The following is a 13,459-nucleotide window of genomic DNA, read 5'->3' as shown; positions in this document are numbered from 1 at the left end:
CGCTTACGACTCGGTAGTTGAACCCTTCAGGGAACAGCTCTCGCACCGGCCGAAGATCGCGAAGTGCTTCATGTCGGTGTCGAAGCCGAACTGTTCGCGCAGCTTGGCGGTGAAGTCGGCGGCCACCGACACGTCGGCCTCGATCACGTCGGTGCAGTCCCGGCAGACCAGGTGGATGTGGTGGTGCCGGTCGGCCAGGTGGTAGGTGGGCGCACCGTGCCCGAGGTGGGCGTGGCTGACCAGCCCCAGCTCCTCCAGCAGCTCCAGCGTGCGGTAGACGGTGGAGATGTTGATCCCCGACGCCGTCTTCCGCACCTGGCCGAGGATGTCGTCGGGGGTCGCGTGTTCGAGGGTGTCCACGGCTTCGAGCACCAGCTGCCGCTGGGGCGTCAGCCGGTAGCCGCGCTGCCTGAGGTCGCTCTTCCAGTCGGTGCTCACCACGACGCCCAGTCTAGGGCGCCGTCGGCGCACCGTACCGGGCCCTGACGCGGAGCGGTGGGCGCCGAGGGCGTGGCCCGTCGGCCCCCGGTCACTCGTCTGCGTCGACGATGCCGGTGAGTGCGCGCAGGCCCGCGACGATCTCAGGGGCGTCGGGAGCCTGGTCGGGGTCGGTGAGCCACTGCGTCATCAGGCCGGTGAACAGGGCCATCTGTGCGGCGCCCAGGGTGCGGACCGCGGTGTCGCCGACCTGGTCCTCGGGTGTGCCGAGCAGCAGCGCGGCCAGACCCCGGCGGCCCAGGGCCTGGCTTCCGGCCAGGTAGCGGCGCAGGTCGTCGGAGTGTTCCGCCTGGAGCAGGGCTTCGAGGGTGGCAAGCCACAGCGTCCGGTCGTCCTGGAAGGACTGGATGATCTGCCCCCACATCGCTTCGTAGCGCGCCGCCGGGCTGTTTCCGGCGTCGCCGAAGGAGGCCAGCGTGCGGCCGATCCGCGTGCCCCACTCGTCGATGGCCTCGATGAGCGCGGCGTTCAGGAGCTCCTCCCGGGAGCCGAAGTGGTAGCCGATGGCCGCCATGCTCACACCGCCGGCCGCCGTCACGATGTCGCGCACCGTGGTCCGGGCCCAGCCCTTCTCCTCCAGGCAGCGCCTGGCCCCTACCAGCAGATCCTCGCGATTACCCATGCCGGGAACGTTATCCGTCCCCTGATGCGGACGCCTTACACAGGCGCCTTGCACGCGCGTCTTATACAAGCGTATTGCGCAAGCGCCTAAATCCTGAGTACTGTCGTGCCGTACCCACCGACCGAGGAGATGTCATGAGCCACAGCCACCCCGTCAGCCGCCGCCGCCTGCTCGGCCAGGCCACCGCCGTCCTCGCCGTGGGAACCCTCGGCACCGGCACCGCCGCAGCGTCGGCCCCCTCGGCTGCCGAGTCCGTCAGCGCCCTGAACCGCAGTGCGCTGCCCCTGAGCGACCTGGAGGGACTCGGCCGCATGGTCGGCGACGCCCGCGTCGTGGGCCTGGGTGAGGCCAGCCACAGCGCCCACGAGTTCTTCACGCTCAAACAGAGACTCTTCCGCCGTCTCGTCGCCACCAAGGGCTTCACCACGTTCGTCCTGGAGGCGAGCTGGAGCACCGGCCTGCGCCTGGACGCCTACGTCACCCGCGGCTCGGGTGACCCCGCGCGGATCATGCGGGAGGAGTTCCAGGGGCAGTACGTCTTCTGGAACACCCAGGAGTACCTCGACCTGATCCGTTGGATGCGCCGCTACAACACGAGCCATCCCGGCCGGCCGCAGCTGCGGTTCGCGGGCAACGACCTCGGTTACGCAGGCCCCGAAGCCTTCGCCCAGGTCACCGACTACCTCGCCGTGCACCGCCCCGACCTGGCCGGGCGCGTCTCGGACCTCTACGCGGGCCTGAAGCCGACGGCCGGGACACAAGCGGGGGCGTGGATGGCCGGCCAGCTGGGCAAGGACCCGTCGGCCCGCCGGGCGGAGGCCGACCGGGCCGACGCCGCCCTGGCGCTGCTCCGTGACCACGGCCGCCCCCGCACGGCCGGCCGCGACGCCGAGCGGGCGCACGCCTGGGCCGTGCAGAACGCCACCGCCGTCACCCAGAGCTTCACCGGCTACGCCTTCCCCGACGACCAGTTCCCCGAGCGCATGCGCTACCGCGACCGGGTCATGGCCGACAACACCGCCTGGTGGCTGCGGCACGAGGGCGGCCGCATCCTGCTCGCGTCCAACAACGGCCACGTCGCCTACACCAGCGACAACCCGAAGGAGTTCCCGGAGCCCACCGGCGCCTTCCTGCGGGCCCGGCTCGGCCAGGACTACGTCAGCATCGGCCTGACCTTCCACCGGGGCACCGTCAACGCCCTGCCCGGCTTCACGGCCCAGCGGCCCCGGCGGTACACCGTCGCACCGGCGCCGAGGGGCTACAACGAGCACACCCTCGACAGGCTCCGCCACCGCGACTTCGGCATCGACCTGCGCACCGCACCCGAGGCCGCCCGAGCCTGGCTCGCCACGGCCCGTCCCACCCGCTCCTACGGCCTGTACTGGTCGACCGACGACCCGGACACCGCCCTCGGCCTGTCGTACGACATCCTCGTCCACCTCCACGAGGTGGAAGCGGGCCACCTCCTCCGGTGACCGGCGGAGGAGGCGCGCCGCGGCCGCAGAAACGCAACGGGGCCCCGCGGGTGGTCCGCGAGGCCCTTGTGGCCGGCGTGTCCGCCGCTTCCCGGCTCTACTTGAAGAAGGCGATCCCGTCGTCCGGCATGTCGTCGGGGAGGGCCTTGGCCCAGCGCTCGACGTCCTCCGGGGTGACGACCTTCTTCAGGTGCGCCGACATGTAGGGACGCAGCTCGACCTCGGGGGTCTGCTTCTCGCCGACCCACATCAGGTCGCTCTTGACGTAGCCGTACAGCCGCTTGCCGCCGGTGTACGGCTGAGAAGCCGCCGTCCGGGCGACCGCGTCCGTGACCAGGTCGATCTGGGGCTTCTGGTCGGCCATCTCGCCGTACCAGATCTCGATGACGCCGTCGTCGCGGGTCATCGTGACCTCGACCTTGCGGTTCGCGTCGATGCGCCAGAAGCCGTGCTCGGACTCCAGGGGACGGACCTTGTTGCCGTCGTTGTCCAGCACCCAGGTGTGCGACTGGTACTCCAGGAAGTCCCGGCCGTCGTGGGTGAAGGAGACCTCCTGGCCGAAGTTGCACTTCTCGGCGCCGGGGAAGTCGTGCACGCCCGCACCGGCCCAGTCGCCGAGCAGGAAGGCGAGCGGGACGAGGCCCTTGTGCAGGTCGGACGGGATCTCGATCATGAGCGGTACTTCCTGGCGTCGGTGATCAGCGCTGGCCCTGGTACAGCTTCTTCACGGTCAGACCGGCGAAGGCGAGGACGCCGACGCAGACCAGGACCAGCAGGGCTTCGAAGAAGATCTCCACGGGGTGCTCCTTGAGCGGGGGGCAAAACAGGGCCGGCCCCAGCTTACGCGGCCCTCCCCGGCTCTTCTCGCCGGACTCCGTCCAGGAAGGCGACCCACACGGGGGCGGCGAAGAGGAGGGCTCCGCGAGCGGGGTCCTTGCTGTCCCGGACGGGAACGAGGGGGAGGCCGGGGGCGACCTCGACGCAGTTGCCGCCGTCGGAGTTGCTGTAGCTGCTCTTGCGCCAGGTGACGGTGCTCAAGTCGATGGCTCGCATGGCGCTTCCTCCAACACTCGCAAGATGAACGACCGTGACTCGGCGGGGCTCAACGCCAGGTCGCGGAGGTCATCATAGGTGCGCTGCAACTGCTCAACTTTGCTGGCTTCCTCTACCAGTTCGCCCTGGACATCGTTCTCCGCATAGGCCACGGTACGGCCATCCGCCAAGCGGAGGAACATGAGGTCGGTGCCATCCATACCGTGCAGGCCGGAGCCAAAGGGCAGCACATGAAGGGTGATGTTCGGGCGGTCCGCCGCCTCCGTCAGGTACTCAAGCTGCGCTCGCCACCCCCGGGCGTCCCGCAACGAGTTTCGTAGCACCGTCTCGGAGAGGATGGCGCGGAATGGCGGCGCTCCGTCTCCTTCTAGGACGTGCCGTCGCCCAACGCGCGCGCCGACCTGCTGGTCCAGCGCGTCCCCGCTGAGACCACCCACTGCCAGCGCTTCACGCGCGTATCCCTCCACCTGCAGCAACCCTGGAGGCCTGCTCAACGAGTACTGCCACATGCTCACCGCCTCGGCCTCCAGGACCATGTACCGGCGGTACCGCTCCTTGAACTGCGTCGGGTCCGCCACCGCCAGCTCCCACAGGGTGAGCAGCATGCCGCCCGTGCCGTAGTACTGATCCAGCGCTTCCACGATCTCCGGGCCGCCCAGCGTGTGGCCGTTCTCCATCTTTCCGAACTGGGACGCGTCCCATCCGACCGCCTCCGCCATGCCCCGCAGGGACACGCCCCGCCCCTGCCGGAGCAGCCGCAGCTCCTCCGCGAACCGTGCCCTCGGTTCCTGACTGCGACCCGTGATCGCCCTCCGCTGCGGCACCGCACCCCTCCCGGCTGTGGAATTTGTGGAATTTGGAGCGCCCGGTGTGGCACTAGCGGCCGTTCCGGGCTCGGCGACCCCCGTCGTGGGTCATGCTCGTACTGCCCACCACTACGCAGAGTAGGGCAACCATCGCATTCCGTATAGACATTGACGTAAGGGAGCGAACCGCGTGAGAACTGAACCGGCCGCCTACGAGCCCGGCACCGTGCTCTACGACACCGCGGCCGCCAGGGTCGGTGAGTACCGGGGCCGCAGCGGGGCGCGGGTGATGCTCCGGCCCCTCGGCGGCGGCCGGGAGTGGGAGGCGGAGCCGGCCGCGCTGCGCCCGGCGACCGACCGGGAGCGCCTCGGGGCGAGCCTGCGCGCCGCGAACGACCGCACGCTCGCCACACCAGCGGCCCCCGGCGAACCCGAGCGGCCACCCCGACCGGTGCCCGACTGCGCCGCCTGCACCTGGCTCGCCGAGCGGCGGGAAGCCGCCCGCGCGGCGTTCGACCACAGCGCGGTGACGGACGCGAACGTCCTGCTGCGCCAGCACCAGCACAAGGAGCACGAGGCATGACCTGCGACGGCGGACTGCCCTACGAGGAGTGCCGGCGGGCGCAGCGGCTCTCGCCCCGGCGGGACCGGGCTCCCCTCTCCCCCGGCTTCGCGATGCCGCCGTTCCACCCGGACCACCCGCCGAGGCCCGCGCCGAGGCACGGGGCCGGGGCCCGGCACCGGCGGCGCGGCCGGCTGGACGGTGCCACCGTGAGCGGCCTGCTCACCGTGCTGTGCGTCGCGACGCTGCTGGTGACGATCGTCTTCGGGGTGTGACGCCGCCCGCGCGGGCTACGCTTCCGGCATGGCGAAGAAGCTCGTGATCAAGGTGACGGCGGGGGCGGACGCGCCCGAGCGGTGCTCGCAGGCGTTCACGGTGGCGGCGGTGGCCGTGGCCAGTGGGGTCGACGTGTCCCTGTGGCTGACCGGTGAGTCCGCCTGGTTCGCGGTGCCGGGACGCGCGGCCGAGTTCGAGCTGCCGCACGCCGCGCCGCTGCCCGACCTGCTCGACTCGCTCCTCGCGGGCGGCCGGGTGACCCTGTGCACCCAGTGCGCCGCCCGCCGCGACCTCACCGAGAAGGACGTCATCGAGGGCGTGCGGATCGCGGGCGCGCAGGTGTTCGTGCAGGAGGCGCTGGCCGACGACACGCAGGCGCTCGTCTACTGACGCCGCGCCGCGCGCAGGAGGCGCTCAGTGCGGGCGCTTCTTCCCGTCCAGCTCGTCCCACCACTCGTCGGACTGGGCGTCGCCCGACGGGTCGTCCCACCAGCGGTCGTCCGGGCCGCGCCGGTTCGCGAACATCGCGGCCACCGGCGGGATGACCATGGCCACGACGCACAGGCCCACGGCCGCCGGGACGGACCAGATGCGCACGACCGCCCAGGCCAGCACGAAGAGGACGATGCAGGTCCCCATCATGGCGAAGTAGACGTGACGCCGCCGCGCGTACATGTCTCCAGCGTAGGCCCGGCATGCCGGAGGGGCCGCACCCCAGGCGTCCAACCCGGTGGGTGCGGCCCCTCGGCCGTCGCGTGGCGCGTTAGCCGTTAGACGGCGATCGCGACCTCCGCCAGTCCGCCCTGCTGGGCGACGACCGTGCGGTCGGCGCTGCCGCCGGGGACGAGCGCGCGCAGGGTCCAGGTGCCCTCGGCCGCGTAGAAGCGGAACTGGCCCGTCGCGGAGGTCGGGACCTCCGCCGTGAACTCGCCGGTGGCGTCCAGCAGGCGGACGTAGCCCGTCACCGGCTCGCCGTCGCGGGTCACCTGACCCTGGATGGTGGTCTCACCGGGCTTGATCGTCGAGGCGTCGGGGCCGCCGGCCTTCGCTCCGCACATGTCGTACTCCTGAGGGGTTGAGGGGGCGGACTTACTTGTTGGCGCCGAGCTCGATCGGCACGCCGACGAGGGAGCCGTACTCGGTCCAGGAGCCGTCGTAGTTCTTGACGTTCTCCACGCCCAGCAGCTCGTGCAGCACGAACCAGGTCAGGGCCGAGCGCTCGCCGATGCGGCAGTAGGCGATGGTGTCCTTCGCCAGGTCGACCTGCTCGTCGGTGTAGAGCTGCTTGAGCTCGTCGTCCGACTTGAAGGTGCCGTCGTCGTTGGCGTTCTTCGACCACGGGATGTTGCGGGCGGACGGGACGTGGCCCGGACGCTGCGACTGCTCCTGCGGGAGGTGGGCCGGGGCGAGCAGCTTGCCGGAGAACTCGTCGGGCGAGCGCACGTCGACCAGGTTCTGCGCGCCGATCGCCTTGACGACGTCGTCGCGGAAGGCGCGGATCGCGGTGTTCTGCGGCTTGGCCTTGTAGTCGGTGGCGGCGCGCTGCGGCACCTCGTCGCCGGGGACCAGCTCGCGGGCGTCCAGCTCCCACTTCTTGCGGCCGCCGTCGAGGAGCTTGACGTTCTCGTGGCCGTACAGCTTGAAGTACCAGTAGGCGTACGACGCGAACCAGTTGTTGTTGCCGCCGTAGAGGACCACCAGCGTGTCGTTGGCGATGCCCTTGGCCGACAGGAGCTTCTCGAAGCCCTCCTGGTCGACGAAGTCGCGGCGGACCGGGTCCTGGAGGTCCTGCGTCCAGTCGATCCGGATCGCGTTCTTGATGTGGTTCTTCTCGTAGGCGGACGTGTCCTCGTCCACCTCGACGATCGCGATGTTCGGGTCGTCCAGGTGGTCCTGCAGCCAGTCGGCGTCGACCAGGACGTCGCTGCGGCTCATGTTCTCTCCTCCGGGGCAGTTGGCGGCGGGGCATGGTGCGAGGGTGTGCGCGCCCGGGCCGGGCGGCGGCACGGCGCGCGGATGCCCAGGGCAGGGCGGGGTGAGGGATGAGGGGGACACGGACGGCGACGTCGCCGTCCACCTCAGAAGGTGCGACAGAGCATGGCGGCAACGCGGCACAGGTCCACTGCCCGCCGCTTCGTGAGATCCGCCTGTCGCTTCATAGGGACCGATCGTAGGGATCGAGCGCGGGTCGTGTCACCGATGTGTCGCATGATGAGACGGGATCGTCCGGAGTGTGGGATCGGAGCGGGATCAGGTCAGGCGCCGGAGGCCTCGCGGACCGGGGCGGGCGTCCGCGCATCTGCGGTACGGACGGTGCCGTCTCGCCTGTCGGACGAGGCCGGGCACCGTCATCGCGTCGAGAGCGCCGCGGACGGGTGCGTCGTCGGGGGGCGCTTGCGGGCGGCCGACCCTCGTCCTACCCGGCCAGCTTGACGTTCGAACCCTTCACCGTGATCTCGACACCGTCCTTCGCCGCCTCGACCTTGTCCAGCTCGATGCCGCCCGGCAGTTCGTCGATGGTCTGCTGGAAGTCGGTGATGGCCCGGATCCGGGACTCGGCGAGCTGCCTGCCGCCGATCTCGGGCAGTCCGTCGGCGACGACCTCCACGTCGTCGTCCTTGACCTTGACCGAGCTGAGCACGTCGATCGGCTCGGGCACCTCGACGCCCAGGATCGATGCCTGCAACGACACCTTGATCTTCCCGTTGCCGCCGTCGGAGAGGCCGACGACCTTGGCGTCGACGCCGGGCGCGATCTGCGTGGGCTCGGACTTGGTGGCCTTCATCAGCTCGTCGTAGCCGACGGTCGCGGTGCCGGTGGCGGTGGCCGCGGTGGCGGAGCTGTAGTCGCCGGAGAAGTCGACGCCCTTCATGTGCGCGCGCAGGGTGGCGATGCGGATCTTCTCGCCGCCGTTGCCGGTGGACGCCTCGTAGTCGTCGATGCCGACTTCCACGTCGTCCAGTTCGCCCCCGGCGACCTGGGTGAGGAAGGGGAAGCCGTTGATGGAGACGTCCGGCGTGGAGGCCAGGTTCTCGGTGCTGCGCAGCTTGTCCGCCGCCTCGTCCTCGGCGAAGTTGACGGCGACACGGTCGGCGATCACGAAGAGGCCGCCCAGGATCACGACGACGATCAACAGTATTCGCAGTGCGCGCATGCGGTGATTCCCCAACCCTGGACGCTCGGCGGCGACGGACCGACGACCGGCGGCCGTCCAGCGCGAGCGTAACGCGGGCCGTGGGCACCCCCCGGATTTTGTCGAACAGCTGTGACAGGGGGTGCCGTACCGGCGCGGCGGCTCAGGCCAGGGCCCGGCCCAGGAGGTACACGGCCGGGGCCGCCGCCGCGAGGGGCAGGGCCACGCCCGCCGTGAAGTGGACGAACCGGGAGGGGTAGTCGTAGGCCGCGACCCGGAGGCCGATCAGCGCGCACACCGCCGCGCCCGCGCCGAGCAGCGCCCCCGACGCCCCGAAGTCCGTCAGCGAACCGGCCGCGATCCCGGCACCGGCCGCCGCGAGCAGGGCGACGACCACCGACGCCGGGGCCGGCAGCGGCAGGGCCCGGGCCACGGCGGCCACAGCGACGGCGATCCCGCCGACGGTCACCGCGTCCGCGTCGGCGGCCAGGTACCCGCCCGCGACGACGGCCAGGGCGGCCGCGGCGATGGTCGCCATCAGGCCGTACATCCGCTCGTCCGGGTCGGCGTGCGAGCGCAGCTGGAGGACGAGGGAGAGCAGCACCCACACCCCGAGCGTGCCGAGGATCGCCGCCGGGGAGCGGTCGGACGCCAGCATCGCCACGTCGGCGGCGAGCGCGCCCGCGAAGCCCAGCGCGATGCCCTGCCGGGCCGGCCACATGCCGTTCAGCCGGAACCAGCCCGCCGCGGTGACGGCCTGGAGCACGACCAGCGGCACGAGGAGCGCGTACGTGCCGAGCGCCGCCGCGCCGGACAGCAGCAGCCCCAGCAGCGCGGTGAGACCGGCCGGCTGCATGCCCGGGTCGATGATCGGCGAACGCCCCTCGGCCCGGGCCCGCTGCGCATCCGTGATCCGCGTGTTCCCGGCGACGGTCGCGGGGCCGTAGCCCGGCTCGTCGGAGTCCCCGGGCGCGGAAGCGGGGGTGGGGGTGGGGGACGAGGGCGCGGGTCCGGGCGCGGGCGGCTCGTACGGCTGGGGGTGAGGCTGCGGCTGCGGCTGGGGGTGAGGCTGCGGCTGCGGCGCGTACGTCTGCGGCTGCGGCTGTGACTGCGGCGCGTACGTCTGCGGCTGCGGCTGTGGCTGCGGCGCGTACGGCTGGGGCTCGGGCTGGTACGGCGCGGGCTGCGGCTGGGAACGGGGCTGGTACGGCTGCTGCTGTCCGTAGCCCTGCGCCGGGTACGGATCAGGCTGGGGCTGGGGCTGGGCGTGCGGCGGCAGGTAGGCCGTCTCCTCCGCGGAGACCGGCGGCTGCACCTGCGTCTCCCAGGTCTGCCCCTGCCACTGCTGCGTGTACTGGCCGGCGTTCGGGTCCGGCTGCTCCCCGTAGCCCTGGTGCGGGTACGGCTGGTACGGCTGCTGCCCGGGCCACGCCTGCGCGTCGTCTCCCTCGTACGGCTGCTGCCCGTACGGCTGATACGGCTGGTCGGTCATCGCTCACCCTCCTGCGAACGGCGGGAGCACCTCGACCGTGCCGCCGTCGGCCAGCCGTACCGTCTCATGCCCGCGCGTGCCGACGGGGTCGCCGTCGACGAGGAACGAGCAGCGCAGCAGCACGCGCGTGAGTTCGCCGGGGTGCCGCTCGCGCACCGCGTCGAGCGCGTCGGCGAGCGTCGCCGCGTCGCAGGGCTCCTCGGCCACCCCCGCCGCGGCCTTCGCGGCGGCCCAGTAGCGCACCGTGACCTTTGCCATCTGGTTCCTTCGTCGCCGGAGCCGATCGGCGTCGGCGACGTGTGGGTGTCGGTGTCGTCGTCGATCGGCGGTGAACAACGTCAGGCTAGCCCGCCCGCGCCACCGCCCAGTCGCCGATGCGGTGCAGCAGGGCCTCGTCCGAGGCGTTCTCGGCGTGGCCCATGCCGGGCTCCAGCCAGAGTTCGCCGTGGTCACCGGCCGCCTCGGCCAGCATCCGGGGGTGGTCCAGGGGAAAGTAGCCGTCCCGGTCGCCGTGCACGACGAGCAACGGCGTCGGCGCGATCCGCCCCGCCGCCTCCACCGGCGACAGCGGCACCGGGTCCCAGTCCCGGTGGTGGATGCGGGTGCGCAGGCCGTAGCGGCCCACCACACGCCCGGCGGGGCGCATCACCAGCCAGTGCAGCCGGCGCATGGGCGCCGTCCCCCGGTAGTACCAGCGGGCGGGGGAGCTGACCGACACGACGGCGTCCGTGCCCGCCCGGGGGTCGCCGGCGTACAGCGCTGCGTGCCGCAGGACCACCGAGCCGCCCATGGAGAAGCCGACGGTCACCACGCGCGCGTGCCCGAAGCCGCGCGCCCACGTCACCGCCGCCGCCAGGTCGAGCACCTCGCGGTCCCCGACGGTCGAGCGTCCGCCGGACGCTCCGTGGCCCCGGAAGGAGAACGTGACGACGGCGCCGTGCCGCGCGAACGCCGCCGCGATCCGCCGCACGTGCGGCCGGTCGGCGTCGCCCGTGAAGCCGTGCGCGACGACGAACACCAGGTCAGAGGGGTCCCGCCCGGCCGGTCCCGGCTCGTACACGGCGTCGATGGGGACGCCGTCGGCCGTACGGAGGAAGGTGCGCGCGGGCGTGCGGCGCGGCGCTCCCCGGGGCGTCTCGGGATGCGGACGATTGGCTGGACCACGGGTGGAACGCGCCACATGACCCGGCGGTCGGTTGCTCATGTCGGCTATTCTGCTGGGCAGAGGACTCGGGCAACGTAGCCCCCGGGTCCTTTTGTGCTTCCGGGAGCGATGCCGGGCGGTCGCCGGGCATTCACCTCACGGACGCGCGGCGGGCCCCACGGGCACGGGACCCGCACCCGCACGACCTGTACGAAGCAGTGCCGTAAACGTCCTCGCAGGGACCCAGGAGGAACCAGACGTTATGGGCGAGCGAACCGGGCACGACCACGAACCGTCCCAGGCAGGTGGGGCGCGATGAGTTCTCTGCTGCTCCTGACCAACGCCCTCCAGCCGTCGACGGAGGTGCTCCCCGCTCTCGGCCTGCTGCTGCACAACGTACGCGTCGCTCCGGCCGAGGGCCCCGCGCTCGTCGACACCCCGGGTGCGGACGTCATCCTCGTCGACGGCCGCCGCGACCTCCCGCAGATCCGCAGTCTGTGCCAGCTGCTGCGCTCCACGGGCCTGAGCTGTCCGCTGGTCCTGGTGGTCACCGAGGGCGGCCTGGCCGCCGTCACCGCCGACTGGGGCATCGACGACGTACTGCTGGACACCGCGGGTCCCGCGGAGGTCGAGGCGCGGCTGCGGCTGGCCATGGGCCGCCAGCAGATCGGCGGCGACGACTCCCCGATGGAGATCCGCAACGGCGACCTGTCGGTGGACGAGGCGACCTACTCCGCGAAGCTCAAGGGCCGGGTCCTGGACCTGACCTTCAAGGAGTTCGAGCTGCTGAAGTACCTCGCCCAGCACCCCGGCCGGGTGTTCACCCGCGCGCAGCTGCTCCAGGAGGTGTGGGGGTACGACTACTTCGGCGGCACCCGCACGGTCGACGTGCACGTACGTCGGTTGCGCGCCAAACTCGGCCCCGAGCACGAATCGCTGATCGGCACCGTCCGCAACGTCGGCTACCGCTTCGTCACGCCGGAGAAGCCCGAGAAGGGCGAGAAGGCGGAGAAGGCCGACAGCGGCGCGCGGTCCGACCGGGCGAAGCCGAGGGCCGACCGGGACCGGGGCGACACGCCGGCCGACGCGGCGGGCGCACGGGCATCCAACGTGTGATACGGCCTGCCCGGAGCGGGTCCATCCGCGTAGACTCCGCGCGTGGCCAAGGTGACTCGGGATGACGTGGCGCGACTGGCGGGGACTTCCACCGCCGTCGTCAGTTACGTCATCAACAACGGACCCCGGCCGGTCGCCCCGGCCACGCGCGAGCGTGTCCTCGCCGCGATCAAGGAACTGGGGTACCGGCCGGACCGGGTCGCCCAGGCCATGGCGTCGCGGCGCACCGATCTCATAGGCCTGATCGTGCCGGACGCGCGCCAGCCGTTCTTCGCGGAGATGGCGCACGCGGTCGAATGGGCCGCCTCCGAGCGCGGCAAGATGGTGCTCGTCGGCAACAGCGACTACGTCGGCGAGCGCGAGGTCCACTACCTGCGCGCCTTCCTCGGCATGCGGGTCTCGGGCCTGATCCTGGTCAGCCACGCGCTGAACGACAACGCCGCCGCCGAGATCGACGCCTGGGACGCCCGGGTGGTGCTGCTGCACGAGCGCCCCGAGGCGATCGACGACGTCGCCGTCGTCACCGACGACCTGGGCGGCGCCCAGCTCGCCGTGCGCCACCTGCTGGAGCACGGGTACGAGTACGTCGCCTGTATGGGCGGCACCGCCGAGACCCCGTCCGTGGGCGACCCGGTCTCCGACCACGTCGAGGGCTGGAAGCGCGCGATGAAGGAGGCCGGGCTCTCCACCGAGGGGCGGCTCTTCGAAGCGCCGTACAACCGCTACGACGCCTACCGCGTGGGCCTGGAGCTGCTCTCCGGGCCGCAGCGGCCGCCCGCGATCTTCTGCTCCACCGACGACCAGGCGATCGGCCTGCTGCGGGCGGCCCGCGAGCTGCGCATCGACGTGCCCGGCGAGCTGGCGGTGGCCGGTTTCGACGACATCAAGGAGGCGGATCTCGCCGATCCGCCGCTGACGACGGTCGCCTCGGACCGGTCGGCGATGGCGCGGGCGGCGGTGGACCTGGTGCTGGACGACGGCCTGCGGGTGGCGGGCTCCCGGCGCGAGCGGCTGAAGGTGTTCCCGTCACAGCTGGTCGTACGGCAGTCCTGCGGCTGCGCGTAGCCGCCTCCACGGCGGACGCCCGCCCGAGGGGCTTCTCCCGACGGGCGGCTTCTCTAGGGGCGTCTCCCGACGGGCGCATTGCCGACGGGCGCATTGCCGACGGGCGGCCTCCCGACCGGCGGCTTCCCGACCGGCGGCTTCCCGGCGGGCGGCTTCCCGGCGGGCGGCTTCTCTATGGGCGTCTCCCGGCGGGCGTCTTCCGACGGGCGCATTGCCG

At 72.0% G+C, this 13,459-nt stretch carries 19 protein-coding genes; 6 read left to right on the top strand and 13 right to left on the bottom strand.

Going from position 1 to position 13,459, the window contains the following annotated elements; genetic code table 11:
- Positions 1–3: 3 nt before the first annotated feature.
- Together ACIBCJ_RS20750 and ACIBCJ_RS20745 are read right to left on the bottom strand one after the other, a co-directional pair.
- Complete coding sequence (locus tag ACIBCJ_RS20750; protein ID WP_133890693.1) at positions 4–441, bottom strand: Fur family transcriptional regulator; 438 nt, start codon at positions 439–441, stop codon at positions 4–6.
- Positions 442–529: 88 nt separating this feature from the next.
- Positions 530–1,120: a TetR/AcrR family transcriptional regulator gene (locus tag ACIBCJ_RS20745; protein WP_362106337.1), complete on the bottom strand. Its 591-nt coding sequence runs from the start codon at positions 1,118–1,120 to the stop codon at positions 530–532.
- 134 nt (positions 1,121–1,254) lie between these two features.
- Here ACIBCJ_RS20745 and ACIBCJ_RS20740 point away from each other — a divergent pair, with 134 nt between their 5' ends.
- Positions 1,255–2,595, top strand: a complete 1,341-nt coding sequence (locus ACIBCJ_RS20740; protein ID WP_365980825.1) for an erythromycin esterase family protein — start codon at positions 1,255–1,257, stop codon at positions 2,593–2,595.
- A gap of 97 nt (positions 2,596–2,692) precedes the next feature.
- Here the strand turns inward: ACIBCJ_RS20740 and ACIBCJ_RS20735 are convergent, their stop codons facing one another.
- The 3 genes from ACIBCJ_RS20735 to ACIBCJ_RS20725 all read right to left on the bottom strand — a co-directional run bounded on the left by ACIBCJ_RS20735 (position 2,693) and on the right by ACIBCJ_RS20725 (position 4,472).
- Positions 2,693–3,268: an FABP family protein gene (locus ACIBCJ_RS20735; protein ID WP_362106343.1), complete on the bottom strand. Its 576-nt coding sequence runs from the start codon at positions 3,266–3,268 to the stop codon at positions 2,693–2,695.
- Between the two features lie 167 nt (positions 3,269–3,435).
- On the bottom strand, positions 3,436–3,648 hold the full coding sequence (locus ACIBCJ_RS20730) for a DUF397 domain-containing protein (protein ID WP_365980826.1): 213 nt from the start codon (positions 3,646–3,648) through the stop codon (positions 3,436–3,438).
- Positions 3,630–4,472, bottom strand: a complete 843-nt coding sequence (locus ACIBCJ_RS20725; RefSeq protein ID WP_365980827.1) for a helix-turn-helix transcriptional regulator — start codon at positions 4,470–4,472, stop codon at positions 3,630–3,632. Before ACIBCJ_RS20725 ends, ACIBCJ_RS20730 begins: the two co-directional genes overlap by 19 nt.
- A 172-nt stretch (positions 4,473–4,644) precedes the next feature.
- Between ACIBCJ_RS20725 and ACIBCJ_RS20720 the strand changes: the two genes are divergently transcribed.
- From ACIBCJ_RS20720 to ACIBCJ_RS20710, 3 genes are read left to right on the top strand one after another with little or no spacing between them, the layout of a single operon-like run.
- Entirely contained in the window at positions 4,645–5,037 is a 393-nt protein-coding gene (locus ACIBCJ_RS20720; RefSeq protein WP_365980828.1) for a hypothetical protein, read from the top strand.
- A complete protein-coding gene (locus ACIBCJ_RS20715) occupies positions 5,034–5,291 on the top strand; it encodes a hypothetical protein (RefSeq protein ID WP_362505638.1) in 258 nt (85 codons plus the stop codon). The genes ACIBCJ_RS20720 and ACIBCJ_RS20715 overlap by 4 nt, the downstream gene beginning before the upstream one ends.
- Positions 5,292–5,319: 28 nt before the next feature.
- Entirely contained in the window at positions 5,320–5,682 is a 363-nt protein-coding gene (locus ACIBCJ_RS20710; RefSeq protein ID WP_003974797.1) for a DsrE family protein, read from the top strand.
- Positions 5,683–5,706: 24 nt separating this feature from the next.
- On the opposite strand, the gene ACIBCJ_RS20705 is transcribed toward ACIBCJ_RS20710, so the two are convergent.
- The 8 genes from ACIBCJ_RS20705 to ACIBCJ_RS20670 form a co-directional block, all read right to left on the bottom strand.
- Positions 5,707–5,967, bottom strand: a complete 261-nt coding sequence (locus tag ACIBCJ_RS20705) for a DUF3099 domain-containing protein (protein WP_362106359.1) — start codon at positions 5,965–5,967, stop codon at positions 5,707–5,709.
- 95 nt (positions 5,968–6,062) lie between these two features.
- The gene (locus ACIBCJ_RS20700; protein ID WP_362106362.1) at positions 6,063–6,350 is read right to left on the bottom strand and encodes a DUF1416 domain-containing protein; all 288 of its coding nucleotides are present in this window, start codon (positions 6,348–6,350) and stop codon (positions 6,063–6,065) included.
- Positions 6,351–6,381: 31 nt separating this feature from the next.
- Positions 6,382–7,227 carry a sulfurtransferase gene (locus tag ACIBCJ_RS20695; protein ID WP_362106365.1) on the bottom strand — a complete coding sequence of 282 codons (846 nt, stop codon included), beginning with the start codon at positions 7,225–7,227 and terminating at the stop codon, positions 6,382–6,384.
- Positions 7,228–7,370: 143 nt separating this feature from the next.
- Positions 7,371–7,451 (bottom strand): putative leader peptide, encoded by an 81-nt coding sequence (locus ACIBCJ_RS20690; protein WP_350310325.1) that lies wholly within the window; start codon positions 7,449–7,451, stop codon positions 7,371–7,373.
- Positions 7,452–7,708: 257 nt separating this feature from the next.
- The gene (locus ACIBCJ_RS20685; RefSeq protein WP_365980829.1) at positions 7,709–8,446 is read right to left on the bottom strand and encodes a DUF2993 domain-containing protein; all 738 of its coding nucleotides are present in this window, start codon (positions 8,444–8,446) and stop codon (positions 7,709–7,711) included.
- Positions 8,447–8,588: 142 nt separating this feature from the next.
- Entirely contained in the window at positions 8,589–9,917 is a 1,329-nt protein-coding gene (locus ACIBCJ_RS20680) for a hypothetical protein (RefSeq protein WP_365980830.1), read from the bottom strand.
- Positions 9,918–9,920: 3 nt separating this feature from the next.
- Complete coding sequence (locus ACIBCJ_RS20675) at positions 9,921–10,175, bottom strand: MoaD/ThiS family protein (RefSeq protein ID WP_133890703.1); 255 nt, start codon at positions 10,173–10,175, stop codon at positions 9,921–9,923.
- Positions 10,176–10,260: 85 nt separating this feature from the next.
- Positions 10,261–11,121, bottom strand: coding sequence for an alpha/beta fold hydrolase (locus tag ACIBCJ_RS20670; RefSeq protein WP_362106380.1), 861 nt, complete (start codon positions 11,119–11,121; stop codon positions 10,261–10,263).
- Between the two features lie 255 nt (positions 11,122–11,376).
- Between ACIBCJ_RS20670 and ACIBCJ_RS20665 the strand changes: the two genes are divergently transcribed.
- Both ACIBCJ_RS20665 and ACIBCJ_RS20660 read left to right on the top strand, forming a co-directional pair.
- Positions 11,377–12,177 (top strand): response regulator transcription factor, encoded by an 801-nt coding sequence (locus tag ACIBCJ_RS20665; protein ID WP_362106383.1) that lies wholly within the window; start codon positions 11,377–11,379, stop codon positions 12,175–12,177.
- 42 nt (positions 12,178–12,219) lie between these two features.
- A complete protein-coding gene (locus tag ACIBCJ_RS20660) occupies positions 12,220–13,242 on the top strand; it encodes a LacI family DNA-binding transcriptional regulator (protein WP_115743311.1) in 1,023 nt (340 codons plus the stop codon).
- Positions 13,243–13,459: the final 217 nt, after the last annotated feature.

It is taken from the genome of Streptomyces sp. NPDC051136 (genome assembly GCF_044455745.1).
Taxonomy (GTDB): Bacteria; Actinomycetota; Actinomycetes; order Streptomycetales; family Streptomycetaceae; genus Streptomyces.
This window is presented reverse-complemented; position numbering and strand designations above follow the sequence as displayed.